Origin of the sequence: Paenibacillus sp. GCM10027626, assembly GCF_042676285.1 — a bacterium.
Classification (GTDB): domain Bacteria; phylum Bacillota; class Bacilli; order Paenibacillales; family Paenibacillaceae; genus Paenibacillus_Z.
This window is the reverse complement of record NZ_JBHTHC010000035.1, coordinates 21,838-48,247: the sequence shown is the minus strand read 5'-3', so window position 1 is coordinate 48,247 and position 26,410 is coordinate 21,838. Positions and strand designations below refer to the sequence as shown.

The window sequence follows — 26,410 nt, the reverse complement described above, 5'->3', positions numbered from 1 at the left end:
GGTCATTCCCCCTCTTTTACGGCAAACAGTCTGTAACAAAAGCGCATAATGAAATATGAGATAAGCAGCAGCACGACGGATACGGCCGAAGCATATCCCCATTCGTAGCGTAAAAAGGCGTAATCGTCGATATGATTGGTAATAAGATGTCCCGAATAGGCCGGCGAAATCGGCAAACCGGTGAGCTGCGTTGATATACTTCCTGCCTTCAGCGTACCGACGATCGACATGACGGCGCTGAACAGCATTTGCGGTTTCATCGAAGGAACGGTGATATAGTACACTTCCTGCAGCCGGTTTTTGATGCCGTCAATCCGTCCTGCCTCATACAGCTCAGTATTCACCGTTTGCAATCCCCCGAGCATGGCCAGGAAGCCGACACCCATACTGGTCCATAAAGTGACAACAATCATGATCGTCATCAAATATTTCGGATCCTGCAGCCACACCTGCGGCGATTCGATGATCCCCCATCGGATCAATATATTGTTCAAATATCCGACCCGATCCCCGCTGAACGTGGCGATCCAGATGACGGACAAAGCTACCCCGCCCGCCATCGAAGGGGCATACAGCGCCAGCGTGAAATAATCGCGGATGCTCTTCGGCAGCTGGTGGATGAGCCAGGCGAATATAAACGACAGGATATATCCCCCGGGGCCGACAATTAGCGCAAACTTGAACGTATTCGGGATTGTGTTTTTCATGAACACGATATCCTGCGTCAATAAGGTGATGAAATTGCTCACCCCGATAAAACGCGGGAATTCGAAACCGTTAAAGGTGGTTACGCTCAGCAAAGCAGCCATCAGGACAGGAATCAGAATAAAGCATAGAAACGCCAGCAAGAAGGGTGCGAGAAACACATAGGACATCCGGTCGCGCCAGCACTCGCGCACAAACTGCCGCAATCTTCTCGCGAATCGGCCCGCCGGCGATTCGCCCGCCGCCGGCCCAGGGACTGCGCCGACCGCTTCCAGCCCCGTCTGCTTTCTGCGAAGCAGAGTTCTCTGTCGCATTATCGCTCCCTCCCTTCGTATGGCTGATCATGCTGTGGCACATGCAGATCGGCGCCCGGCTTCAAGCCGAACTCCTGCTGCTTGCGAATCATCTCCCGCTGCAGCGAGCTCGCCGATTTCTCCAGCGCTTCCTGCGACGCCATATGGCTGATCACCGCATTGTTCCAGGCGAAATCCATCTCGCGGCCAAGGAAGTAATAACCGGGTACATAAGGCATATTTTTCGCCCAGCGGGCCTGCTCGCTTACAACCGCCAATTCATCCGCAGGCCACGGCAGCAGCTTCATCGCCTCTACATTCGCTGTGTTCCAGCGGAATTCCAATCCCGCAAACGATTCAATGTCGTTTGCGTACCGGCCCTGCACTTCGGCAGAGGTCCACCACTCGATGAATGTCCAGGCCGCTTCCTTCTTCGCGCTGTTCCTCATGATCATCGCAGCCGACGTCGGCTGCGACGCCCAGCGGGCAACCTGGCCATCCCCTTGTCTGATTCCCGGCACCGGCGCCATCTTCCAGCGTCCGGCGATTTCCGGCGCCGCCACTTGCAATTGGACATACGTGCCAAAATCGGCGATGCCGATCGGAATATCCCCAAACCGGAAATGATTGAAGAAGGCAGGCACATCCTTCGGCAAATCATGCTTGTTGAACCAATCCGTCCATTGCTTGAACGCGTCGATAGACGGGTTGTCTCTTAAATTCGCCTCCATGCCGTCCGGCGAATAAAATTCCGTGCCGTGCTGGTAGAACGGCAGCACGAACTCTTTGGTCGGATAAAACATTGTCATCCCGTTTTCCTGCAGTGTAGGCAGCATCCGATACACCTCTTCCCACGTATCCGGCGGCGTCAAACCGAGCTGCTGCAAAACGTCGGTCCGGTAGAACAAGGCCACGAACGATTGTGTCTCCGGCAGCCCATACGTGCCGCCGTCGTATTGGTAGGAACGCAGGATACCCGGGTTGAATCTTCGCATCACTTCGTCAAAGCCTGGGAACCCGCTCAAGTCCTCCGACGCTCCCCGCATCGCGAAATCAACCGGCATTTCCATACCTACGCCAAGCGCGACGTCCGGCTGATCGCCCGCCGCATGTCCGAGCATGAGTACATTCGGGTTCGGCATCAAGTTCACGTTCACCTTAATGCCCGTTTGCGGCGTAAAATCTTGTTCAATAAATTTTTGCAGCAGATCAACGTAGTCTCTTCCCCGCTGCACCCATACCGTGATCGCATCGTCTTCGTTCAGGTCCTTCAGATCGTAAGACTGAAAGAACGTGCGCGTAAAGTTCACCGTACTGTAGCGGACGCGGTCCCACAAGCCGGGCTCTTTGAGCCCCGGGTCGGTACCCGGCATTCTGACTACGATGTAATCGAGCTGTACGGCCTGGCTCTCCATCGGCTTCATCCACGTGCCAAGGCTCGCCTGGATATCTGCGAACACCTTCACCCGATTCGGAATATCGTTCACATCTTCCAGCAACTCCTCAAGATTGCCCGCCGCTGCGCTGATCGCTGTCGTCGGATCGGTGACGTGGCCGTTCAGGCCGTCCACATAATCGCGAATCGTCCTGAGCTCACCGATTATCCGCTCCAGTTTGCGTTTGATGTCTGGATCATACGCTTCCAATTCCCAGGTGCGCCCCATATCGAGGTTCATGGAATCCCCCATGCCGTAATTGCCCGTAATCACGCGGATGTCCCGGTCGATCGCCGCCAGTTCCTTCAGCTTCTGCTGAAGCGCGACAATGGCCGGCTTCACCGGACTGGCGTCGGCGATCAGCCTCAGCTTGTGGACGCCCTCCGTCAAGTAAAAGCGGTACGGCTCCCCAGAACTGTCGGCCAACGGGCGGATCTCCATGCCGGTGTTCGCTTTCAGCTTATAATGAAGCATTTCGCGAAACGGCACTTTGCCGTCGATCATCACGGTACGGTACGCATTCGCTTTGCCATTGTAGCCTTGCAAATATTTCAGGTCGATGTTGTACATGCCGTCTGCCGGCACCTCGATCTCCCATTCGACCCACTCGCCCGCATTTTGCCAGCGCTCCCCGCCGAGCGCGTTGTAGACAAGCCGGCCTTCCGGGTCGGGCGACATATACGGCTCGGCTACGCTTTGCGTCTGAATGCCGATCGCCGATTTTTGCGCGTACCGCTCCGCCTCGAACTGGCCGAACCATTCTTGCCCGGCATCCCCTGCAGCCGCCTGATGATGTTTGATGTAGTCCGTATATGCCGGAATCGGCTCCGGCGCGGTGAATGTCAAGGCATGCAAGGCAAGCGGCTCCCGGCCTCCGGCCATCCGGATCGTGTGCGACCCTTTGGTCAGCGGCCACAGCAGCGGCTCGGACGATACCCCGTAGTCCGACAGCACTGCGGTCCGCCACCCGCCAAGCTCTTGCTGCACCGGACGGATTTCGTTGCCGAGCTGATTTTTATCATACGGCGCCTTGCTGTCCTTCCAGGCGCGGTCGAGCACAACGTGCTCCGCTTCCCGGAACGGGTATGCCCCGTCGATCTGTATGCCGCGCACGATCGGCGCAAAACTGCCTTTAAGCGGTTTATAATTCACGGCCAGCTCATACAATCCTTCCTGCGGCACGTCGATGCGCCACTCCAGCCAACCGTTCTCTTCCTTCCACTCGGCCACCTTAACGCCGAGTTCATTGTCCTTGCGAAAAGAGATGTCGGTATCCGCGGAAACTGCAGCGGGATTTGCCGCCTCGATCGCTATCCTACCGCCTGCCTCGGGACTTCGCTGCAACGCCTGAAACGCCTCGCTGCTCCGCCACTGGACGTACGACAACGGTTCTTTACCGGATGCTTCCGCGTCTGACGCTGATAAATTAATAGCGCTTTCATCGAGCGCCGGCAAAGCTGCCGGTTCACTCCATATCCCCCGTGCCGACCATAGTGCGATGACACACAATAAGAAGAAGCCCCAGACGATGCCGATCACGGTTCTTCGCTTGAATCGCCGCTTCATGGCCTCTCCTCCGCGTAACATAACGAAACACCGCTCTCCTGATCGAAAAAATGCACCTTATCCATACGCAGCGCCACCTGAAGCGTCTCGCCCGGCCGCACCGGCGTATGCGCGTCGGCCCGGGCAATCAGCGTTTCTTCGCCGGCTTTCCCGTACAAATATGTATCCGCCCCCATTTGTTCCTTCATCTCCACCTGCACGGCAAATTGCCAATCGGCATAAGCCTCGATTCCGACCGCATCCTGATCGCAGACGACATGCTCGGGACGAACGCCAAGCACCACATGGCGCAAGTTCGGTCCGGCCGATTTGAAATGATGGTAGTACGTCTCCGGTATTCGCAGCTTGAGCCGCCTCGTTTCGAAATAATAAACGCCCTCTTGCCGCACGATCGCGCCGCTTAGGAAATTCATTTGCGGCGACCCGATAAACCCGGCGACAAACAGGTTGTGCGGTTCGTCGTACAGCTGCTGCGGAGGCGCTACCTGCTGAATGCGGCCGTCTTTCATGACAACGATCCGCGTCCCCATCGTCATCGCTTCCGTCTGATCGTGGGTGACGTAAACGAATGTCGTTTGCAGTTGGCTGTGGATTTTAATAATTTCCGCCCGCGTCTGCGCCCGCAGTTTCGCATCCAGATTGGACAACGGCTCGTCCATCAGAAATGCTTGCGGCTCGCGCACAAGCGCCCTTCCCAGAGCGACCCGCTGCTTTTGCCCTCCGGACAGCTGATTTGGCTTCTTGCCAAGCAGATGCGAAATTTCCAGCATTTTCGCCGCACGATTTACTCGCAGCTCCACGTCGTGTTTGGCTACTTTGCGCAGCTGCAAACCGAGTGCCATATTGTCATAAACCGACAAGTTCGGGTACAGCGCATAATTTTGAAATACCATCGCAATATCCCGGTCTTTCGGCGATACGAAATTCGTAAATTTGCCGTCGATGTAGATGTCCCCTTTTGACACATCCTCTAGCCCGGCGAGCATTCGCAGCGTCGTCGATTTGCCGCAGCCGGAAGGCCCGACCAATACAAGAAATTCGCCGTCGACAACGTCAAGGTGAAAGTCATTCACCGAAGGGGTCGGTTCGCCTTTGTAAAACTTGTAAACATGATGAAATTTGACATTTCCCATAGTTCAGGAGCCCCCAGCATGAAATAGCCGTTTTTTCGACTTACGTTGATATGGCTTTCTTAACGACTTCGTTGTCCTGCCTTAAACGCGACAATAAAGTATTTTCCCACGGTTTGTTCATATGTTTCAGGGCGGCCAAATAAACGCCAAAAGCCGGCTCAAGCATTTGCGGGATAGTACGGAAACTTTTGGTCATCCTGATCTGCAGCGCTTCCTGAAACGCTTCGATCAGCATATCGCCGATCCGCCAGCAGCCGCCGGCATATCCGACGGGAATCGGATCGTCGCCCATCTCAATCCGGTTGCACACCGCTACGACTTGCTCGGCCAGCTTTTTCCCCGCTTGGTGTATGATCGCTTGGGAGACGGCGTCCCCTTGGTAGGCGCATCTTGCAACGACACGACTTAACTTGGCGATCAAATGCCGATAATTGTCAGGCAATGCCTGTAATACCTTGCCCATGATATTTTGGGTAGAAGAATTCAAAAAGACATCGGTCGCATCGAATTCGGATAAATTCCACTCCTTGCATATTTCTTCCGCGAGCATTGTTTGTTGTTCCCAGCCTCCCAGGTAGCGCAGCGCCGCCCGTAGTCCGCTCAGCCCGACGTCGAAACCGCTTCCATCGTCGCCTAGCAAATCCCCCAATCCTCCGACCCGCAAGCAACGGCCCTCACGGTTCCTTCCATAAACGAATGATCCTGTGCCGCTTAAAGCGACTACGCCCCAATCGCGGCACAATGCCCCGAACAGCGTCACCGTCGGATCGTCAATATACACAAATTCCTTTTCAAGCCCCACCCTTCCAAGCGCCGTCTGAAGAGCATCGAATTGGCCGAGCTGCGAGGAAAATATCAAGGACACTTGTGCGCCGGCAACGCCGCTGCCCTCCATCGCCATCTTGATCGCCTGTTGAAAAGAGGATGCAGCTTCCTCCAACTTCAAATGATGCGTAGGTCCTCCTAGACCCCACCCCAGCAGTTCTCCCTCGGCCGTCTGCAGCAGACATAATGTTTTGCTGCCGCCGCTTTCGATACTCATTATGATTCGCGACACATAGGATTCCCCCAGTTAATAACCAAGTTCTTTAAATCGCGCATCCGTAGCTTCAATTTGCTCCTTGCCGTTCGGCATGCTGACGCTCCGATAAACCGACGGCACAACGCCTCTGCGCAGCATATTTTCGATCAGTTGGGCGACAAAACACCAACCGACAACAGCCGAGGTAATGCCGGATGTCGGCAAAATTTTCTCCTCCATCCCTTCCACCCCAAGTGCCGCGTCTCCTTTTAGTGTCATGATGTCAAAAATATAGTCGCACGCTTCAAATAAACGTTTGCCGCTAGGATGCAAGGACGGCGTTTGCGATGTGTAATCCATCGCTGTCAACGCTACCGTGACAACACCTTGCTTGCGGGCTTGCATTGCCAGTTCCACGACGGATGACGCCCGGCCGGATACCGATCCGAGAAGCAGAACGTCTCCTTCCCGCAACGCGGACTGCGAAACCGTTTGTTCCGCCGCACTAATTTCACCTTGTTCCCCTTCTTCGACCGGCGTCGCCATTTGCAAGCTTTTCAGCAGCGCAAGCCCTCCGGAGCGATGGAACAATTCGAAATTCAGCAAATGGCCTCTGTCGTGTATATAGAGTGATCCTCCAGCCGCGATCGATTCGGCGGCAATCGAAGCAACCTTGTCGATAACCGGCAGTTGCCTTTGCTCGATAGCGAGCATCAAGTGGCGGTATTCCGCCAATATTTCGTTGGCTAACATGTTGTTGAGCACCCTTCTGTTTTAACCTGTACTAATGGACACAATTTTCTTATAAATAATGAATCTGATTCCGGTACAATTTGAGCAGGTTCTCGTTATGCGCATCGCCATGATCGACATTCGCGCTCATAAAAACCGGTGCCGCATGTCCGCCCCCGATCAACAGCTCGATTGCCCTAGCCATGATGGGATGCAGCATCGCAATGCTTGTAATCGTTGATGTGGCTGCGGTCTTGACAGGCAAACCTTCAATTTCCAGTACCGCGTCGCCTGGCGCTGCGCAGCAATCCAACACGATGTCGGCAAGCTCATGCAGCTTGCCGCCGCTCGGATGCCGGCTTTCTACTGTATTGGCATAGTCCATGCTTGTCACAGCCACGGTCTGAATGCCGCGATTTCTCGCGTATTGAGCCATTTCGATCGGCACAATGTTCCGGCCGGATATCGAACAGATAATCAGCACGTCCCCCGGGCGGATCGGCGATTCACCGAGCACTGCTTCGGCAATGCCGGAAACCCTTTCAAATTTCGTCGTGCGCGTTACAGGAGGAGTTTCGAGCGTAAGTCCGGGAGCGAATATCGGATTGATCAGCGCAAACCCTCCCGCCCGGTAGAACAACTCCTGGGCCATAATACTGGAATGGGAGCAGCCGAAAATAAAGACCGAGCCGTTCCGAGCGACCGTATCGGCAACCAGCTTCGCCGTTTGTTCCATGGCCTGCCGCTGTGAATCGAACATCCGGTTCAACTGCATGACAACCGTCTGCAAGTATTCGTCTATGACCCCACTTCATCACCTCTTCTCAATCAAACTGTCAATCAAAATTACGTTTCTTTCTATAATCGAAATAAATAACATTCTTTCGAAAATTATAACGAAAGAGTATATTACGGATATTATCAGATAATTACAATTTAGTAAATAGAACTTTCAATTTGCACAAAAAAAATTTAATGAATTCATTTTTTTGCTTTCGTTTTATTTGCATATGTATTTGTTTTTTCAGGCCTGTTGAATAACCAGAAATTGTAACCCAAACAACCCTAACAGGGGTATACTTTTGGATCAAGCGGTCCATTCGAACCATCCACTCGTTAGGTAACTTACAAAGAATGAATAGGCCGTACGCCCGGTCCATGACCAAGATGAAAAGCGCATGAGTCAAGCTCTCGCTCACCAGTCTATCGTGTCGGGAACCAACGGTATCTACGACTTGTAGCGGTTGCTCCGTCTCGAGCCACATGCAGTTTGACGCTTTCTCGTTAACCATGATAAGGAGCCCATGGCAAACGGGTTTTACCGTCAGTCAGCGTGATAGAGTCGATGAGAAGCAACTCTTTGGGAAAAACCAATTTGCGCCGGGTTTCTCGATTGCGCTTCCGGACGAGAAAATGAAAAAGCTCCTTAAAAACGGCGAACGGGACTTCGACCGCTTTAATTCTTAAGAAAAACGATTCATTTCTCGTCACTCCTCATATTGTTGGTGCTCTTCGGATTGCTTGACTCCAAGATTCAGCTTCGATTTGGATTATTTTTTTGCAAAAATTTACCTGGTGTCGATCCTGTAGCTTCTTTAAATTTCCTAATAAAGTAAGCTTCGTCATTGAATCCGACCTGCTCGCTTATTTGCCGGATCGATAAATCGCTTTGAGTCAGCAGCCTTCTGGCTGCTTCGATTCGAATATCATTAACGTACTTGCTGTACGTCGTGCCCGTCTGACGCTTGAACCATTCCGACAAGTACCCTTTGTTAAAATGAACGCGTTTGGCCATCACATCCAAACTGAGATCTTCTTGCAGATGGTGCCGAACATAATGCTCGATCTCCCGGATTTTTGCTTTTTCCCCGCGCAGCTCGCCGCTGGCTATAGCGGCAATTCTCTCCACACCGCAAAGCGCCCAGTCATACAAGCCGTCATAGGTCGTAAAGTCATCCAGCGAGACCGCAATAAGTTGGTCAAGCATAACATCATCTACACTTTCTCCGTTTTGCCCCAACAAGCTGAGCCATTCATTGAAACAAATCCGCAATGCCCAATCGCTTATTTGCGGCGCTTGTTGCAGCCATAATCGTTCGCACTTGAGCCGCAGTTCCTCTTTGTTACTGGCAGTCCGCAGCCACTTCCGGATTTCTTCGAGCAAATCTTGACCGGCCGCTTGGCCCGGCGCGCGATCGCGCGCTTGCCGGCCATGTCCGCTCCCCTCAAACCCGCGAATTTCACCGCGCCGCCGGAAGCGCCTCATCTTTGTTTCTTTACGCATCATTTCCGCTACTTGGGGCAGTTGCTCCACCGTACAGTTCTTGCCATTATAGACAATCGAGACAGACCACCCAAGTTCCTGTGCAATACGGGCGTGAAGCTCTAAGGCAAGCTGGTTTAGCCAGCTATGCCGGGCCGCCTCCCCCATATTCGCCGGGCATTCCAGCACAGCATACATGACTCCTTCATGAAGATCGGTCAGCTCCGGCTTGTATGCCGACAATTCGCAATCAGCCAGCTCGTACAAACGGCGCGACATTTCCGTTTCACTGTCACGCTCCATTCGGACAAGCTGCCACCCGTAGTCATCCACTTCTATTTGCAGCAATTGCAGCCGGTACATCAATTTAAAATCAAAACTTTCTGCAACCGTATCATTTTGGCCATGTAACCAATGACGCAGATACACTTGGCGGGCAAATCGTGACATCGCCTGTTCTTCGCGCTCGCTTTCCAGCCGCGCCATAATAGGAGCGATATATTGATCATTCATTTGGTGCTTAGGCAAGTAGTCGACGACGCCAAGCTTGAATGCTTCGCGCACATATTCAAAGTCAAGGTAAGAACTGAGAACGATCACCTTTGCATCGCGGTTCAGCTTCATAAGCTCTGTACAAAAAACGATGCCATCCATAACCGGCATGCGAATATCGGTCAATATAAGATCCGGATGGGCTCTTCGATAGCATTCCAGCCCTTTTAAACCGTTGTCGGCCTCGATAAAACGATCATAGCCATATTCCCGCCAATCGATATTTTCTTTTATTTCGGCACGAACAAACGGTTCATCATCGATGATCAGCACTGTTCTCAATGCTCTCCACCTCTTCTTCCTTCTTTAATAAAGGCAGTTGCAGAACGATTGTTGTACCGATTCCAGGCTGGCTGAATATTTGCACCCCTGCTTCATCTTGCGCATAATAATGGGCTACACGTTGTGTAACATTGTTGAGGCCGACTGATGACCTGTTGCCGGACCGGCCCGGTTTGTCAAAACCTACGCCGTCATCAATCACCCTGATCTCGATAGCCCGCTGTCTGACACGGTTGATGACGATCGTCACGCTTCCCGAATCGTCTTTCGGGTAAATACCATGAAATATCGCATTTTCTACTAGCGGCTGCAACAAAAATTTGGGCATATGAACATGAAGCAGCGAAGGATCGATCTGCATATACAGGCGGACTTTTCCTTCAGAGCGAAATTGGTGCAGCAGCACATAATGCTCGATTACGCCGAGTTCGCCGGCGATCGTTGTCACAAACCGCTTGGACTTCAGGGCATGCTGCAACAGCTCAATAAGCGATGTTGTCAATGTCTGTATCTCTTGCGTCTTGTTTTTGCGTGCCAAATAGATTGTGAGATTCAATGTGTTATACAAAAAGTGCGGGCTGATTTGTGCCTGAAGCGCGGCTAAGTCCGCTTCCTTGGCCCGCTTCTGCTCTAGACGGATGCCGGCTATTAATTGGCTGATCTGTATATTCATCGTATTGAAGCGCTGGCTGATTTCCTGAACCTCCAGCGGCCCTTTCAGCTCCATGCTGACATCGTTCGAGCCGTTGCCTAATTGTCTCATCGCGATGATCATTTTTCTCAGCGGATCAGTAACCTGCCGGCTTAAAATTGCCGTAATCGCCAGCGAGCACAAGTACGTGATCATTACGATCAAAATATAAGTATTCCGCAGTTGATTGGCTTCTTTCATCATGGAACTGTACGGGATGATGACATGTATCTGCCAATCCGTCGCAGCCGAATGCTTGCTCACAACCATGTACTTGTCGTTATCTACCTTGATGTCGCTCGTGCCGGACTTGTGCAATGCCCGCAAACGGGAAGGCGATAAAGAATCACCTTCCTGATAGATGGCCTCATCGGCTTCATTAAGCACATAAACCGTAGTCAAATACTGCTCCGGCTTTTCGATAAAGATATTGCGGAACATGCTTTCATCCACTTCATACATCAGTGTTCCGTAATATTGGGTAAACCGTTGCGGATGATTGATTTTGCTCAAAAACATCAGCTTGCCGTCCATCATCCGATAGGCGCTGCGAACACGCCGGCTGCTGGCGAAGGACTCCAGAGAGTTTGATCCCGACAGAGCCTGCCTGTTATTGAGCATTCCTTGGATCATGTAATCCGGGCTGGTATCATAAATTTGTCGCTTAGCTGTCAGCAGTCCCAGATCAACCAAGTATTCGTCCGTATATTTGTAACCGCTTAACACATTGTATATGTTCTGCCCAAGCTGCTGGCGGTCATAATCTGTCATCTGCCGCCCTGCCTGGTCAAGCAGCGGCCACAGCGTACCGTCGTTGACGATACTGATTGTGAGCTTCGTCAGGTTGTTGTATTGCTCCTCTATCGCCTCAACCGCACGATTTGCATAATATTGAACATATTGTTTTGTCTTGGTCTCCACATTACGAGAGAATGTAGAATAACTGATCATTAACACAATAACCAGCGGAGTAATCACCACAAGCGAGAACGATATAAACATTCGCATCATCAGACTGCGAGAAGATAACACCGCTCTGATTCTCCGGCTTCTGGGCTGCATTCTATCCTCACCTGCCAGTCATTCATCCCGGTCTTATCCGGCATGATCTAATACTCTAAATTCTATTGTATGGGAGAGATTTGTCAACGAGATTACCCGAGTTTCACTGCAGCAAAGTCAACGACGCCGGATTCGAGCCATTGGCGGCTTAATTGCCCGACAAGCGCCGACATGGGCTTATATCCTTCCTCCGTAATTACAAAGCATTCCTCAATCCGGTTAGAACCGTCCGGATGGCCGAACAGACTGATATCTGTGTTGACTGTCATCCCGGGTGCAAATATGCCTGCCGTATTTTCATTCGGATATGGAGATTCCGCTTCTGCAACGCCGCAACCGTGGAGGGGCGGGTATAAATCGTATCGGCTGACATTGCACGCTTTGAAGTATGCTTTGATTGCCCGGACCAGATCAGCCTGCGCTGCTCCGGCTTTCAGTTTCGACTTGGCAATTTCATTGGCGCCGACCAATAAATCGATGAAAGCCTTTTGCCCGGAGGACATCGCGCCAACTACGAAAGGAAAATTAATCGTCGCAATATAGCCCTCATATTGTACAGCCAGCGCAGCCATCACCATATCGCCGGGCGCAATGGCCTTGTTTGTCGCCCTGCCTATTATCGTATTGACTCTCTCCCCGCTGGATACAAGGCAGAACGGCACATTCTCCGCCCCTTCCCGATAAGCGGCCTCATGTGCCGCAGCGGATAAATGTATTTCCTTCGCTCCTGGACGGGCCGCCTCCATTAATGCCAGGTAAGCGGTGTCGGCAATGCGTGCCGCCTCCTGCAGACAAGCGATTTCCGCAGCAGATTTATGCAGCCGCTCGGCAATGAGCAAGGCATTGGCATCGATTATTTCACAGTTAGCCAGCTGCCTGGCAATCGCCTGGTAGACCGGATAAGCCATCGCATCGATGCCGACGATACCTGCCCGCCGCAGCGGACAACGCTGGCTGATTTCGGCAAACACCTTGCGGAAATCCGTATAGGCGGCATGAGGATATTCGATATCTTCCGGGACGGTAACGCAGGCAAAATCCGGCACGAGCCGAATATCGCTCCAGGCGCTCGCTTCCCTGCACAGCAATTCGCCTTCCGGAGCAGCCAGCAGAATCGGCTCTCCTATACGTGTTACAAGCAGCGCCCCTCTTTCAAACAACGGCCATACATTGCTCACATAACGGATGTTTTCGCGGCGGTATTCATCGCCATAGATAATGCAAAGATCCAGATTTTGCTCGGCCATTCGCCGCTGTAACCGGCCAACCCTTGACCGGAACTCTTCTGCCGGAATTGTCGGCGCAATCGTCGTTCTCATTTCTCTTTCGCTCCCCTCTCCACAAATTCAGCGTATCACTTCAGGCCGGTCAATATTGCGCAAAAAAGCTTCCCCATAGCGGATCCCCGCCTGGGCGCCCCGCATTAGCGCCTTGCCTTCAATTTGCTGAAGCGCACCCGACACGACCGTACATTGCGAAGCGTAGGCTTTCATCGCTTCCAGCTTGACACTTAACACATCCTCAATATCGACTACATGCGAGACATGTGGCAATAAATCAATCACCTCAAAATAGTAAAGCGCCTTTGCTTTCCAAGGCTCCCCCAGATCCAGCGAACAAGTCCAGCCTGCCTGCCAGAAGGCGTCGCTCGCTATGGAAGACACCGCTTTATGCGTGTTATATTCGCGCCAATAATGGGTAAAGACTAGGTCCGGTTTATACTTCCGAATCGCACGCAAACAAATTTTATAGGTTTCTTCATTCGCCAATATGGCATAGTCGCCGTAATGATAAGATTCAAACGATTGGATCCCCAACAGCTTCTGGACTTCATTCCGCTCTTGCTTTCTCATCTCCACAATGCGGTCTTTGTCGGCAAGATCGGTGTAGCCTTCATTCCCGTTTGCAAACATCACCACATTCACTTCAATCCCGGCATTCGTCATTTTTTTGATCGTACCGCCCAGCCCCAGCACTTCATCGTCCGGATGTGCGCAAATAATGAGCGCCCGCTTTGCATCTAGCATCGTATTCTCTCTCCTTTCATCACGCCAACTCCGTATTCAATATAACGATGCCGTTCCCCGGCACTTTTACCTTGAAGTCTTTTCCTTCCGGCACAATCGGCATTCCCGGAAAGTCCGTCGCAATCGAGATCCGCTTCATCTCCCGGGCCATTCTAATCGTAACCGTCTCATAATACCGCAAGCGGTTTTCAATAATCAGCCGCCAGCCGCCATCTTGCTGCTGCTGGGCAAGTACGCTGGCGCATCCGCTGCTGCCCATTATTTCAGGCGCATCAGAGTGCTGACTCACCGCAATTGCACATGCTCTTATAAACGTTTGTGCTACCGGTCTCGTATACAGCTCATAAATCCAGGGAAGGTGATCACTGCTCCTGCCTGGATCAGGCTGTTCTCCCTCTCCCCCTTCTTCTGTAACGGCAATGAGCTGCCACGCCCCCGAGGAATGGCGAACAGCGCAAAAGCCGCTGCCTGCCGCCGCCTCGGCAGCGCCTGTATGAAAGTTAAGCATTCGTTCTGTCACCTGACCGATCACAACAATCGGACCGCCTGTATAACCAAGCAACTGTTCCAGTTCACTATCCGTCCATAAATGAATATTGACTGCAACCAGCGTTCCCGCCATCTGCTCCAGCAGCCGCAGATGAACCGTACTGCTGATCGGTGCGCCCTCGGCGATCAAATGATGCAGCCATTTATGCGTAGAGCGTTCCCGTGTCGCAATGTAATGCTTCAATTCTGTATGAGGAAGGTCATCCTTCCATACCAATGCCGCCCCGGCCAGTTTGACCGGCTGACAGGCATAGCCAAGCTCCCATCGCCTTTCAATCCAATTCCAATCATGCTCGCTTATGCCATCCGTCAAACAGGCCATCATTCCTGCCGAGCAGCGGCTTAGCCCGCCGTCCTCCTCATGACGAAACAGATTGGAGAGCGCGAATATGTCACGTTCCAGCATGACTGGCGCATGGCGCAGAGCGTCCCATTCCTCTGTCGTATCCTGAATCGTATTCAGACAAATGAGCTTCATCTGTGGAACATAGGCGCCAATGAGCAGCAGCATCGCTTTAAACTCATCGCATGGCTCCATCTCAATGCCTCCGCCGCCGATCGACAATGATGCCGCCCCGGTCTCCACGATAAAGCCGTCGATCCCCGCTGCGGCAATCCGCTTGTAATCGACGCCGTACCGGTACAAAGCTTCGAACGGGTCCCGCGTCCAGGCTGAATTGAAGAAGACGGTTTTGCCGGCTGCATGCATACGGTCTGCAACTTTGCGCCAAAACGTTTCCCACCTGCCGGCATAAAAAGTAATCCATTCATAACGGCGCCGCTCCCAAATCCAGTCCGCTCTTGCCTCCTGCGGGCAGTCTGCCGGCAAGGGATGGCCTGCAGCAATGAACTGGCTGATCATATCTTCCGAGTAATCGGCTACAGCAAGACATAACCGCGGGCTTGTATATCCGTCTGCCCCGTGATAGCCGTCAAACCCGTAATCAAGAGCCACCCGCTCCAACCGTTCAACAAAGAAATCCTCATATAAGACGCCATCCGCCATTCGGCGCAATGGGTTTAAGAAGCCGAATGAGCGGCCGTCCGCTCCCGTCTCATGCAATTCCGGGCGGTCGGCGGACCAGTGGCCGCCCTCCAATTGGCCGTCCTTGTTATAATATTGATACAAGTTAAAAAAGCTGAAATACACCTTTGTTCCATGCCGCCGCATCTCGGCTACCAATGCACGAAGCTGGTAATTCGTCCATGCCTGTCTTGTCCGCTCACGGCTTTGCGGCCTCGCCAAGTAAGCGCAAAATTGCGGCGCCAGCGTGATTTCATGCTCCATTCCGTCATGCATATGGACAAAATCCGGAGAATACAGCAGGAGAGAAACGGCATCCGGAATATAACCCACTTTACGCAAATAATCTGCAACCCCACAGTCATCCGCTTCATTGTCGAAGCCGATCAGTTCCATCCAATGCCAACGTTCATAGGTACAGTCCATTTTTGCTCTTCCCTTCATCCTTTAATGCCGGACATTACGAATCCGTTAACCAAATAACGCTGAAAAAAGATAAAGATCAACACAGCCGGTATAACCATAATGGCCGCCCCAGCCATGACGAGATGCGGTGTTATATAGTCGTATTGGCCTACAAGACCGGCTACGCCTACGGGGATCGTCTTCAATTCATCCGAGTTGACCGCTACGAGCGGCCATAGCAGCGAATTATAAAATGAGATAAAAGCGAGCGTCCCTAAAGTCGCCAGTGCCGGCACCGATAGCGGCAAATAAATTTTGGCATACACACCGAAAAATCCGCAGCCGTCCATCCGCGCCGCTTCATAGAAATCGCGCGGCAAACTAAGGAAAAATTGACGCAGCATGAATACGCCATACCCGGAAAATAAAAACGGAATGATAAGCCCTGCATAAGTGTCAAGCATCCCAAGCTGATGTGTAATCAAAAATAACGGAATCAGGATAACCGTCCCCGGAATCATCATGCTCGATAAAAATAATGAGAACATCATTCCTTTTCCTCTAAAAGAAAGCACGGCAAAGGCAAAGGCAGCCGCAGAGGCGAACAATAGCTGCAACGCCGTAATCGACGTTGCCACAACGAGACTGTTGGCCAAATAACGCAGCAACGGCAGTTGTTTCAGCACCTCGGCATAATTGGACCATTGAATGCTGGCCGGCCACAACCGCGGCGGATATAAATAAAACTCATCCAGCCCTTTGAGTGATAATGACAGCATCCACAGGAAAGGGGCAAGAAATAAAATGACCAGCACAGTTGTAATGATGTATTTCGCAACAGTTCCGATCCGCAAAGCAAAAGTCTGATTAATTGTAATGCACCCACTTTTCTTGTAACTTCCATTGAAGAATGGTGACAACGGCAATCAGAGCAAACAGCACAGTCGAAATCGTCGCAGCCAGCCCCATATTAAATCCTTTAAAGGCCGCGTTCACAATAAAATAAACTAATGTTGTCGTAGAATACCCCGGCCCCCCGCCAGTCAGCAAGTACACGGCCTCGAACGATTGCAAATTGCCGATCACCGATGTAATCACGATAAAAAACATCGTTGGCGACAACAAGGGCAGCGTTATTTTGCGAAACATATATAACGGTCCTGCTCCATCCACTTTGGCTGCTTCATACAATGTTTCGTCAATCCCCTGCAGGCCCGCTAAAAAAATAAGCATATTGTAGCCGGCGGAATGCCAGATAGAAAACAACACAATGGAGAAAAGCGCAGTCGACGGATCGGAAAGCCAATCCACTTGCGGAATGCCTGCCAAACCTAGCAAATAGTTAAGCAATCCGGTCTCGCGCCCATATATATTGCTCCAAATGACAGACATCGCCACCATCGAAGTAATCGAGGGCAGAAAAAAAGAAGAACGGAAAAACCCTTTCCCTAACGGAATCCGGTTAACCAGTAATGCGAGCGCCAGACCGACCACAATCGTTAATGGAAGCGAAAGCGCTACGAATAATAGCGTCGTCTTAATACTAGCTATCGCCTCCTGATTGTCAGCGAACTCCAGCCAATTGGACATTCCGGCAAATTGGGGAGGCGAGGTCAAATCCCATTGAAAAAACGACAATCCCATGCCCATTACGGCCGGTAATAAAATAAAAAGCGCAAAGCTGGCAATCGAGGGCGACAAGAACAAATAAGCGGCAAGCTGTTCGCGTTTACGATTCCCCATTTAAGTTACCGCTCCTTTCGTGCAGCAGCGCACAAGGAGTATCATCCTTCCGCACTGCTGCATCTGCAGTTTATTTATTTTCTCTTACTCTCCAGCACCTTGTTCCCCTTCTCCTCAATAGCTTGTACTACGGCTTTCGGGTCCTTCGCGCTATACCACACTTGATCCATTTCCTTCCCCATTACATCCTGCAGCTCCAGCAAACCGTTGATGGCATTATAAGGAGTTGCCGTCGAAATAATGTCTGCGTACTGCTTCATCAGCGGAGACAACCCCTCCTGGGAAGACATGCGTCCCGGAACACCTGCATCGACTTTTGTAACAATTTCGTTCAAGCCTTCCGTACTGGTCAAATATTTCAGAAACTCATAGGACTGCTTCGGATACTTCGTCTGCTTGCTAATAACGAAAGCCCCGCCGAGCCCTGTGGTAAACTGCCCTGCAGGCCCTGCAGGCAGACGGGCCATTCCCCATTCGAACGGCACATCCTTGAACGACGGAATCGCCCAGCCGCCATCCGCCAACATGCCGCCCAGGCCATTAAGCCATAGCGGACGCGTAGATTTGCCCGGCTCCGGCTTTGGCGTGACACCCAGCTTCACATTGTCGAGGAAATATTGCAGCGCTTCGGCGCCCCCCTCGTTGTTCACGCCCACCTTGCCCTCCGGCGTAATCGTCGTCGCGCCAAATGAGCGGAAATAAGTGTCGCCAGTAAAATCCGCTCCCATCATGGAAAGCATGCCATAGATTTTGCCTTTATCGGATTGCAGCGCTGTAATCTTTTCTGCCGCTTGGCGCAAATCATCAAATGTCCAGTTATTTGTCGGATAATCGATCTTCGCCTGGTCGAACAGATCCTTGTTGTAAAACAACACCTGTGCGGATACGTCATACGGCAAGCCGTAGACATCCCCCTCATAGGTCATATAATCAATCATCATCGGATGAAAATCCGCCTTATTGAGTGTTTCATCTCCTTCCATGTACTGATTAAGCGGCAGCAATTGGCCATTCTCCAGCCACTGCGAGCCAAGCCCGGGCGTATAGACCCACACGTCCGGCATCGTATTCGAAGCGGTCATAACCTGCAGTTTCTTCCAATACTCTTCATAGGCCGTATTTTCCAGCTTTACTTCCACATTCGGATTAGCCGCATTCCACTCGTCGACCAATTTCTTGAACGGTTCCAAACGCGCCGGGTCCATCGCAGTCGCAAGGCGAATGGTCGCCTTTTCATCACCGGCTTTATTTTCTCCCCTGGTTGAACTTTGCCCTTCTTCATGCTGCCTTGCATTTTGACTGTTGCTGTCGGCAGATTTATTCGTAGCCGCACAACCTGTAAACCCAAGCGATGCCACCAGCAACATAGACGCCAACAGTACTCCGTTATATTTCTTCATTGAACCCCTCCATCTTATCGTTAAGCGCTTACAACTATATAATATAACTTTTCGCTTCCCCCATGTTGCACTCTGTTCAGATAAAATATAATTTATTTTAGATCCATTCTTTCCATCATTCCATTCTATAATATTGATGCGTATTTATTTGCTACCGCCTCGTATTCGTTCATTAGCCGAATTTTTATTAAGGACAGACGTGTTGTTTTTTAATTTACGTGTGCTACAATTATGAAAAAAATAATCTCTTTCGTTTTTCTTTCGTTTGCTAGATATAAGGTTGGAGGAAAACCATGAAAACATATCAAAGACGTGAGGCAATATTTCAGTATATTTCGGTCAAAAAAACTGTCAAAATAGCAGAACTCAAAGAAGTCTTTCAAGTATCCGAAGTGACGCTCCGCAGCGATCTTGAGTTTCTCGCCAAACAAGGAGGGATCGAGCGGTCGCATGGCGGCGCCGTTTTTGTCGACAACTCGTCACCCGAAGAAGGAATTTTACCGAATACGCCTCTGCTTGACGCCAAAATTGCGATTGCCAAACGGGCAGCCGAACTAATCGTCCCGGGCGATACGTTATTTCTGGACTCTAGCGCAACCTCTGTCGTATTGGCTTCGCAGCTGAGCCCGAACGCCAACATTACGGTCATTACGAATTGCCTGCCAATTATCAATTTGCTGAAACTGACTCCGGGCATACGCCTATATGCTATCCCCGGCTCGTACAATTCGTTCACGAACTCGTTTAACGGTCCTCTTGGAGAAACGTTCATCGGCAATTTAAAGACGTCCAAAGCATTTATTTCGCCCAAAGGGATCATTGTTGAAGGACTGCGGGATTTGACGGCAGACGAGGCGGCCATTCGCAAAGTGATGATCGAATCGACGAAAGAGGCAATCATCCTCGCGGACCACAGCAAATTTAACAATATTGAAGTGTTGTTTCAAATTTCCGATTTCAGCCGCATTTCCATCATTGTTACCGACAAAACGCCGGATAAACAGTTTCTTGACATCTTTAAAATAAAAAACATCAGCTTGATTGCGGCGGATGCCGAACAGTTGCAAGAGGTGAATCACTAGGGAAAGGCCTCTGCTCTTCCTGAAGAAACAGAAGCCTTTTTCGTGCGGTATACCGGTCTCCATCAAAATAAAATAATTCAACGAACAGATTGCCGGACTTCTATTTTTAAACGGCAATTTTGTTGTATACCATGCAGGTAAAAATTACCTCTTTGATAATGAGAGTGCCACCAAGATGAAGCAGCTATTTAAATCGTGGGCCATTGAAGAAAAATGATAAAGCTTACGCGCTAATACAGAAAATAAGCGAGCCGGCGACTATCAGCCATCTCGCTTACTACTTTTATAGCGTAATGCCGTAGCTCATCAAAGGTTGGGTTTACTCTCATATTCGCCGCGCCCTTCCTTGACATGCTTGAGCTGAGCCACAATGATAAAGCTGACGATCACAAGCAAAAACCATGAGCTCAGCTTTCCCCAGCCAACGATACTCCACGCTTCGCACTGACTTGGATATTGCCATGCCCCAAGAAAGGTGCCGATATTTTCTGCGACCCATATAAAAAATCCGATCAAGAAGAAGGACAAGACGAGAGGCATACGCCTGACAACGGATAATACAGTATACTCCACAGTAGTTCGGAAAAAGATGATAAAGAGCAAAGCGGTCAAAATCCAGCGTATATCATACCAGTAATGATGCGTCATGAAATTCAGATAGATGGCAGCTCCAAGCGGCACGGTCCAGATCGGCTTCGGCCAGCGTAAGAGACGAACATCCAGCCTGCGCCACGCCTGACACAAGTAGCTGGCCACGCTGGCATACATAAATCCGCTGTATAACGGCACGCCGAACAGCTTCGTCCAGCCTTCCATCGGGTACGTCCACGATCCTTGCTGAACTTTGTATACCTCCAGCGCAAATCCGATTAAATGAAATACGCAGATGACCTTTAGCTCATCTTTGGACTCCATTCCAGATCGATACATTACATACTGCGTCAGCAGACATACGATTAAAATAAAATCATACTGCGGGATATAAGGAATATGGACAAGCTTGGTTAGCGCAATGATAGAAAAAATGACTACAGGAAACAAGCAGGATAAGGCCTGCTGAACACCAAAATGAAACAAAGGCCTCCAAAAACGTATGAACATGCGACACTTCCTTCATTAACGGTATATATTTTTTCCATGATTAATGGTTTGACGAGCATTTTGCATAAAAAGTTGCTTGGAACCGCATTCCAAACAGCCTCATCCCCTCCTGCCACCGTCCGGTGATCGGAAAAGGCGCGCAAATGTTGCAGATCGGGGCGTGTACCCAAAAAAGACTTAATGCCCTAAACCTTTACGGTCTAGGGCATTAAACCTTTACCTCATTAATACAACAGCTTATACACTAATTGCAGCACCCTTGCCGATTCGGCGCGGGTCAGATGATCTTGCGGGCGCAGCTTGCCGCTGCTGCCCTGAATAATGCCGGACGCAATCAGCTTGGAGACGCTGTCCTTCGCATAACCCGACACACGGTCGCGGTCCGCAAAAGCCGCAAGCGAAGCTTTTTCGGTTAACTGCTCCCCGGATATCGCCAGAGCGCGGTCGAGCAGAACCATCATTTCCTGCCTTGTAATTTGGGCTTTCGGATTAAATTTGTTGTCTCCCGTACCGCCGGCGAGCCCGATCGCCTTGGCTGTACTGACCGCTTCAAAATAATAATCGGACGGCGAGACGTCCTGGAAGCCGCTTGCCGCTTGCTCCGTCTTGCCCAACACGCCGACGAGCATCTTAATGAAATCGGCTCTTGTTATATTCTTCTGAGGCGAGAACGTTTTTTCCGACGTGCCTGTAATAATGTTGCGCACAGCTAAGGCTTCAATTTCTTTTTTGGCCCAAGAGGTTTGAATATCCTCAAAAGTCTTTTGCAGGAAGGCCAGGGCAAATTGGCCCAAGTGCGGCGCCGTGAATGTTACCTTGCCATCCGCGCTATGATAGTTGCCGTTCGATACAATCTGCAGCTTATTGTTGCTGTCAATATAATAGACGACTAGAAGGTCAAGGTTTTTCGATTCGATTTGATTCGGTGAATACGGGATAGAAACGGTAACCGGCTTATCGGCATTTTTCCAAGCTATCTTTTTGCCGTCCAATGTGAAGTACATGTCGATCACCGGATGGGCACCAATGCGCGTCTTCACGCTTTCAAGCAGGCCGGCATTGTCGATTCTGGAAATATGAAGTTCAATATTTGCTGCACCGCCCAATTGCTGACTTGCAATCACATTGGCCGGAAGGGCCACATAAGCAATTGGCGTTTCAAGGATAACTTTACGCTTAACAGTCGTATTCAATAATGTTGCTGGAAAAGCAATTGTTAGGGAGTCTGCTTGCCCTGCACTTTTATTCAGATCAAAGGTGAGCACCTGTATACCGTGTTTATCTGTATGCGCATGGCTGATCGCATCGTTAATTGCGGCAGCATCGATCTCCAGCCGCTTCTCGCCGGTTGGCTTCGGTGGGGACGGATCGCTCGGATTTGGATTTGGGTTTGGATTCGGGTACGGATTCGGGTTGCCTCCATTTCCGGAATCCGTTGACGTGTCACGTTTCACCTGAACGGCTGTTTTTGGAAATATTTTTTCTGATACAGCATTTTTATCATTCGATATTGTAATAACACTGGCTTCATTCATCGTAATTTGCGCATCTGCATTGCCCGTATATTCAAAGGTCACTTTGCCGATCGTGACTTTTCCGTTGTATTTATTCGCATCGCTGAAAAATCCGAAGTAGTACACGCCGGCCTTTTCTGTGACGCCTGCTTTATTGGCCGTTTTATCGCTGTATTCCACCGATTTTATTTTGAGGCTGCCCTTCAGCTCCAGACCGAACTCCGCGCCGCTAAATGGCGCATTGTTGATGACGGTGATATCGAGCGAAAATGTATTGGCATTTTTATCGGCAGTGACCGATTGCTGCGAGAATTCCGCCTTTTCCAGCTTGTTGTTGTCCGCAAATACGGTTGTTTGCAAGGAAAGAAAGCTAATGATTATGATGGCTGCCATCCATTTTATTCTCATTTTAATTGGAACACCTCTTGGATTAAAATGCAGGAGAAGGCCCGCGGGCTCTGTTCCGCAAGCCTCCCCTGTTCCTTTCCTTGTCCTTGATCGCTTGGCTTACTGCTATTTTTGGGCCAAGACTTGGAGCAAGAGGGTTGTAATATCTGCCAGATCGACGACGCCGTCACCATTGAAATCGGCCTTTTTGGCCGCTTCCCAGTTGGCATCGCCTTGCTTGGACCGATAGAAGTCCAGCGCGATCGACAGATCGGCAACCGTTACCTTGCCATCGCCGTTCAGGTCATAAATATTTTTCTCTTTGCCTACTGTTACGGTAGCGGTGTCCGCTTCGATCGTCGAGATCGTCTCTTTATGCGTCACACTGACGGCCAAAGTGGATTGAAGCAGCTTCAATTCGGCTGTCGTCTCCCCATCCGCCTTGCCTCCGACAAGCTCAAAGGTAAGCTTGACTACATCTTTAAATTCCTCGGACATTACCGGCGCTGTCATTCCTGCCGCAATTCGCACCGTGTCCCCGCTTACCGTCACTTCATTGTCCCCGCCGTCATTTTCAATCACTTTGTGCTCAATTACGCCTTCGTTCTCTGAGACGAGCTCAGCCTGCTTGAATTTCAATTTTTTGCTGTCGAACTGGAAGGTCGCATCCAGTGCATTGACTTGGTTGGCATGGCCGATTGCATAGTAAAATTCGATATTGGACGGGTCGGTTTGTTTCTCCTTTTGAGCATGCACCTTCACCTTCTCCGGTTCTTTCACCATGCTGTAGCTATCGACTTTTTCCATCGTATCCGTACGATATGTATCGACGGAGACGCTGTTTGCCGTAACGTTGATCGTCGAGAAGGTCGGAACTTTAAGCTGGCTTCTTTCAGCCGAATAAACTTCCGGTGTCTGCTGCAAAGCATAGTATTTACTGCCGCTCGCCGAGTTGGCTGTAATATACATAGCGCCTGTCGGATTGACGACATTGCCTTTCATGTCCAGCAGCTGTTTATATTGCGGGAGGTCGTTATACATGACATAGGTTTTAACATAGGAGTGGTCGTGGCCCATGAAAATCATATCGATATCCAGCTCATCAAACGTTGGAACCAGTCCGGCTCGGAAATTTTTCAGCCCTGTTTCCACAGAGTGCGGTCCGGCACTGTAAATGGAATGGTGGAACGTGACAAATTTCCAGCGTTTCGGATTGTTTTTTTCCGTTTCCTTCATAAATTCCACATGCTCGGCTGCATTCATGTTGTTGGAATTCAACACCATAAGCAACGTGTCGCCATAGGTGTAGAAGTAGTCGCCGCCTGCTTTCGTAACTCCGTATTGCTTGGACTCGTTCGGCTGATTGAAATGATACTGATAGTTGATGTTATTGTCATGATTGCCGACGACTGAAGCGACCGGAAGATTTCTAAGCGCATCCGGGCTCAAAAAGAAATCGTATTCCGTTTCTTTGGTTGCCGTCTCTACTTGATCCCCGGCCGACATAATAAAGCTCGTATTGGGGAATGCCGTGAATGCTTTCGTCAGCGTATCGTTCCAGCCCGCAGTATCGGCTTCGGCATTTTTCGAAGCGCCGATTTGCGGATCGCCTACAAACAGCAGCGTATACTCATCCGAGCGCTGTGTGGAAAAATCATAAGCCTGACTCCATGTCGTGCCGTCGCCCACGCGATACACATACGCTGTAGAAGGCTGCAGACCTGTCGCTGTCACTTTGTTGGAAGCCCAGCCCGCCGCTGTCGTTGCCGCATCGGCATTTAAAGCTTCGCCAGTAAACGTCATCGCTGTATCGGCAGGAAAGTTTCCGCCGGACATCTCGGATTTTTTGGCAATTTGGACAATACTGCCTGCCGGGTCTGGAGTTGAATACCATGTAAAACGCAGTTCAGACTCATTGCTGCCAGGATTGAGCACAATAGCTTTAAACTGGTACGGCACGTCTTCCGCATGCACGACACTTACCGGAAGCAGATTGTTTCTGCCGGCGAATCCCCATGACAGCAAAGAAATGACCATTGCTAATGATAAAGCTGCCACTACAACTTTCGCCATGCGCTTCCTTGGACTTACGAGATGACTCATTGCTTTTACCACTCCTCCTCATAGTGTAGCCCACCCGCCCGTTTCAGACAGATGCAGCTAGACAAATCATAGAGTAGAATTGTTAGCCGGAAATCCAAATTCCGTGATTTAATTGTAAATTATTGCGAAAATGCCGGCCCTATGCAAGCATGCGCTGTACAAGCCCGATAAGCCCGCTCAGCACAACTGCCGCCGCCAGCGCCGGAGCGAACCATTTTATTTTGCGGCCGTAATAAAGCAGCGGAAAAAGAAGAAGCACGAGGAGCAGCAGCCCGGTTGCAATACCCGCTATATACGTTAGTAAGGAATAGAGCAGTCGCCCATCCTCCAGCCTTATCCCGGAGACCAAACCGGCGAAGCTTATACTATGAATAACGCCACAGGCGCAAAACCACCACAGACTGAGCTTGCACTTATCCTTGAACAAATAAAGCAGCCCAATAACTACGGCACTTAGCCAGGCAGCAGTACTGGCGAAATTTACAGACAGCGCCGCCAGATTCAGTCCCGTTAACAGAACGGCGGCCAAACAGGCAGCCACAACCGCTGCGGCGGCAATAGCCGCCTGCTTCACAGTTCTAACCCCGAGAAGAAGGCCTAGCAGCAACAATAGATGACTGTATTCGGCTACCCACTGCCGCACACCATGCCCAAAAAACTGTATAATCGCCTGCTGCTTGGTTAACGTGCCAGTTTGAAACTCCCGATTATCATTCAAAAATACGGTGCTGTTCGTCTTCCCATGCAGTGTGACCGTAACAAAATTGGCATGCCAGGCATCGTCGTCAAATACGAGATCATAACGCATAGCAAGCTGCTCCGGCACACTTCCGACCGGATATTCCAGCACAGCCTCCCCATAGGGCTGATCCTCCATCACCGTGTAATCCAGCTGTTTCAGCCGGCCCGCAAGCAGCAGGCCATCGGCATAAAGCTTGATTCTCGCCAACAATACCGCTTCCACTTCCGCTCTGAACTTGGTTATGAACCGATCGAGCCCTTCCGATGTGGAATAATCAAGATCAGGATCATTCGGAGTGGCGGACATCATCATATCGTACATATCAATGCGAAAATGAAAGCGAAGCACCCCTTCCTTCATCTGTATCTCCGTATAGGCTACACTGTCGCCATCATGCGCATAAGACACAGGCGCCGCTGCCGCGAGCACTCCGATCATGATGATAAGCCCTGCCATCCATTTTTTCAGCATCAGTAACATTCTCTGCCCCTTTCTCTTGTCCTTCCAAATCATTATCCTTGCTGTTTGTTAACGCAGATCGCTGTTTTTGTTTATTCTGTGTTGACAATACGCAGCTATGATGATGACAAATGGAGT

19 protein-coding genes are annotated in these 26,410 nt (G+C 50.6%); 1 reads left to right on the top strand and 18 read right to left on the bottom strand.

Features of this window, described 5'->3' with window-relative positions; translation table 11 throughout:
- Positions 1-2 precede the first annotated feature (2 nt).
- The 14 genes from ACFQ0N_RS36000 to ACFQ0N_RS35935 all read right to left on the bottom strand — a co-directional run bounded on the left by ACFQ0N_RS36000 (position 3) and on the right by ACFQ0N_RS35935 (position 18,884).
- Complete coding sequence (locus ACFQ0N_RS36000) at positions 3-1,019, bottom strand: carbohydrate ABC transporter permease (protein ID WP_379334953.1); 1,017 nt, start codon at positions 1,017-1,019, stop codon at positions 3-5.
- Positions 1,019-4,000, bottom strand: a complete 2,982-nt coding sequence (locus ACFQ0N_RS35995) for an extracellular solute-binding protein (RefSeq protein ID WP_379334952.1) — start codon at positions 3,998-4,000, stop codon at positions 1,019-1,021. Before ACFQ0N_RS35995 ends, ACFQ0N_RS36000 begins: the two co-directional genes overlap by 1 nt.
- The gene (locus tag ACFQ0N_RS35990; protein WP_379334951.1) at positions 3,997-5,133 is read right to left on the bottom strand and encodes an ABC transporter ATP-binding protein; all 1,137 of its coding nucleotides are present in this window, start codon (positions 5,131-5,133) and stop codon (positions 3,997-3,999) included. Before ACFQ0N_RS35990 ends, ACFQ0N_RS35995 begins: the two co-directional genes overlap by 4 nt.
- A 40-nt stretch (positions 5,134-5,173) precedes the next feature.
- Positions 5,174-6,190, bottom strand: a complete 1,017-nt coding sequence (locus tag ACFQ0N_RS35985) for an N-acetylglucosamine kinase (protein WP_379334950.1) — start codon at positions 6,188-6,190, stop codon at positions 5,174-5,176.
- 15 nt (positions 6,191-6,205) lie between these two features.
- Complete coding sequence (locus ACFQ0N_RS35980) at positions 6,206-6,907, bottom strand: sugar isomerase domain-containing protein (RefSeq protein ID WP_379334949.1); 702 nt, start codon at positions 6,905-6,907, stop codon at positions 6,206-6,208.
- A gap of 49 nt (positions 6,908-6,956) precedes the next feature.
- On the bottom strand, positions 6,957-7,688 hold the full coding sequence (locus ACFQ0N_RS35975) for a sugar isomerase domain-containing protein (RefSeq protein WP_379334966.1): 732 nt from the start codon (positions 7,686-7,688) through the stop codon (positions 6,957-6,959).
- Between the two features lie 732 nt (positions 7,689-8,420).
- Entirely contained in the window at positions 8,421-9,974 is a 1,554-nt protein-coding gene (locus ACFQ0N_RS35970) for a response regulator transcription factor (RefSeq protein WP_379334965.1), read from the bottom strand.
- Positions 9,958-11,706 carry a sensor histidine kinase gene (locus tag ACFQ0N_RS35965; protein WP_379334948.1) on the bottom strand — a complete coding sequence of 583 codons (1,749 nt, stop codon included), beginning with the start codon at positions 11,704-11,706 and terminating at the stop codon, positions 9,958-9,960. The genes ACFQ0N_RS35970 and ACFQ0N_RS35965 overlap by 17 nt, the downstream gene beginning before the upstream one ends.
- 122 nt (positions 11,707-11,828) lie before the next feature.
- Positions 11,829-13,055: a M24 family metallopeptidase gene (locus tag ACFQ0N_RS35960; RefSeq protein WP_379334947.1), complete on the bottom strand. Its 1,227-nt coding sequence runs from the start codon at positions 13,053-13,055 to the stop codon at positions 11,829-11,831.
- Positions 13,056-13,082: 27 nt separating this feature from the next.
- Entirely contained in the window at positions 13,083-13,763 is a 681-nt protein-coding gene (locus ACFQ0N_RS35955; RefSeq protein ID WP_379334946.1) for a PIG-L deacetylase family protein, read from the bottom strand.
- 19 nt (positions 13,764-13,782) lie between these two features.
- Positions 13,783-15,762, bottom strand: coding sequence for a hypothetical protein (locus ACFQ0N_RS35950; protein WP_379334945.1), 1,980 nt, complete (start codon positions 15,760-15,762; stop codon positions 13,783-13,785).
- 14 nt (positions 15,763-15,776) lie between these two features.
- Positions 15,777-16,595 (bottom strand): carbohydrate ABC transporter permease, encoded by an 819-nt coding sequence (locus tag ACFQ0N_RS35945; RefSeq protein ID WP_379334944.1) that lies wholly within the window; start codon positions 16,593-16,595, stop codon positions 15,777-15,779.
- A gap of 13 nt (positions 16,596-16,608) precedes the next feature.
- A complete protein-coding gene (locus ACFQ0N_RS35940) occupies positions 16,609-17,484 on the bottom strand; it encodes a carbohydrate ABC transporter permease (RefSeq protein WP_379334943.1) in 876 nt (291 codons plus the stop codon).
- Positions 17,485-17,558: 74 nt separating this feature from the next.
- Positions 17,559-18,884, bottom strand: a complete 1,326-nt coding sequence (locus ACFQ0N_RS35935; protein WP_379334942.1) for an ABC transporter substrate-binding protein — start codon at positions 18,882-18,884, stop codon at positions 17,559-17,561.
- Between the two features lie 293 nt (positions 18,885-19,177).
- On the opposite strand from ACFQ0N_RS35935, the gene ACFQ0N_RS35930 reads away from it, so the two are divergent.
- Positions 19,178-19,966, top strand: coding sequence for a DeoR/GlpR family DNA-binding transcription regulator (locus ACFQ0N_RS35930; RefSeq protein ID WP_379334941.1), 789 nt, complete (start codon positions 19,178-19,180; stop codon positions 19,964-19,966).
- 306 nt (positions 19,967-20,272) lie between these two features.
- Here ACFQ0N_RS35930 and ACFQ0N_RS35925 read toward each other — a convergent pair whose 3' ends face one another.
- From ACFQ0N_RS35925 to ACFQ0N_RS35910, 4 genes are all read right to left on the bottom strand, one after another.
- Positions 20,273-21,067 (bottom strand): DUF817 domain-containing protein, encoded by a 795-nt coding sequence (locus tag ACFQ0N_RS35925; RefSeq protein WP_379334940.1) that lies wholly within the window; start codon positions 21,065-21,067, stop codon positions 20,273-20,275.
- 224 nt (positions 21,068-21,291) lie between these two features.
- Positions 21,292-22,989, bottom strand: coding sequence for an S-layer homology domain-containing protein (locus ACFQ0N_RS35920; protein ID WP_379334939.1), 1,698 nt, complete (start codon positions 22,987-22,989; stop codon positions 21,292-21,294).
- Between the two features lie 105 nt (positions 22,990-23,094).
- Positions 23,095-25,071, bottom strand: a complete 1,977-nt coding sequence (locus tag ACFQ0N_RS35915) for a fibronectin type III domain-containing protein (protein WP_379334938.1) — start codon at positions 25,069-25,071, stop codon at positions 23,095-23,097.
- Positions 25,072-25,210: 139 nt separating this feature from the next.
- A complete protein-coding gene (locus ACFQ0N_RS35910) occupies positions 25,211-26,293 on the bottom strand; it encodes a HupE/UreJ family protein (RefSeq protein ID WP_379334937.1) in 1,083 nt (360 codons plus the stop codon).
- Positions 26,294-26,410: the final 117 nt, after the last annotated feature.

Bases quoted from the DNA above. Each gene is read 5' to 3' on its own strand.
- ACFQ0N_RS36000 (WP_379334953.1), bottom strand. From the start codon at position 1,019: ATGCGACAGAGAACTCTGCTTCGCAGAAAGCAGACGGGGCTGGAAGCG.
- ACFQ0N_RS35995 (WP_379334952.1), bottom strand. From the start codon at position 4,000: ATGAAGCGGCGATTCAAGCGAAGAACCGTGATCGGCATCGTCTGGGGC.
- ACFQ0N_RS35990 (WP_379334951.1), bottom strand. From the start codon at position 5,133: ATGGGAAATGTCAAATTTCATCATGTTTACAAGTTTTACAAAGGCGAA.
- ACFQ0N_RS35980 (WP_379334949.1), bottom strand. From the start codon at position 6,907: ATGTTAGCCAACGAAATATTGGCGGAATACCGCCACTTGATGCTCGCT.
- ACFQ0N_RS35960 (WP_379334947.1), bottom strand. From the start codon at position 13,055: ATGAGAACGACGATTGCGCCGACAATTCCGGCAGAAGAGTTCCGGTCA.
- ACFQ0N_RS35955 (WP_379334946.1), bottom strand. From the start codon at position 13,763: ATGCTAGATGCAAAGCGGGCGCTCATTATTTGCGCACATCCGGACGAT.
- ACFQ0N_RS35950 (WP_379334945.1), bottom strand. From the start codon at position 15,762: ATGGACTGTACCTATGAACGTTGGCATTGGATGGAACTGATCGGCTTC.
- ACFQ0N_RS35940 (WP_379334943.1), bottom strand. From the start codon at position 17,484: ATGGGGAATCGTAAACGCGAACAGCTTGCCGCTTATTTGTTCTTGTCG.
- ACFQ0N_RS35935 (WP_379334942.1), bottom strand. From the start codon at position 18,884: ATGAAGAAATATAACGGAGTACTGTTGGCGTCTATGTTGCTGGTGGCA.
- ACFQ0N_RS35930 (WP_379334941.1), top strand. From the start codon at position 19,178: ATGAAAACATATCAAAGACGTGAGGCAATATTTCAGTATATTTCGGTC.
- ACFQ0N_RS35925 (WP_379334940.1), bottom strand. From the start codon at position 21,067: ATGTTCATACGTTTTTGGAGGCCTTTGTTTCATTTTGGTGTTCAGCAG.
- ACFQ0N_RS35920 (WP_379334939.1), bottom strand. From the start codon at position 22,989: ATGAGAATAAAATGGATGGCAGCCATCATAATCATTAGCTTTCTTTCC.
- ACFQ0N_RS35915 (WP_379334938.1), bottom strand. From the start codon at position 25,071: ATGAGTCATCTCGTAAGTCCAAGGAAGCGCATGGCGAAAGTTGTAGTG.
- ACFQ0N_RS35910 (WP_379334937.1), bottom strand. From the start codon at position 26,293: ATGTTACTGATGCTGAAAAAATGGATGGCAGGGCTTATCATCATGATC.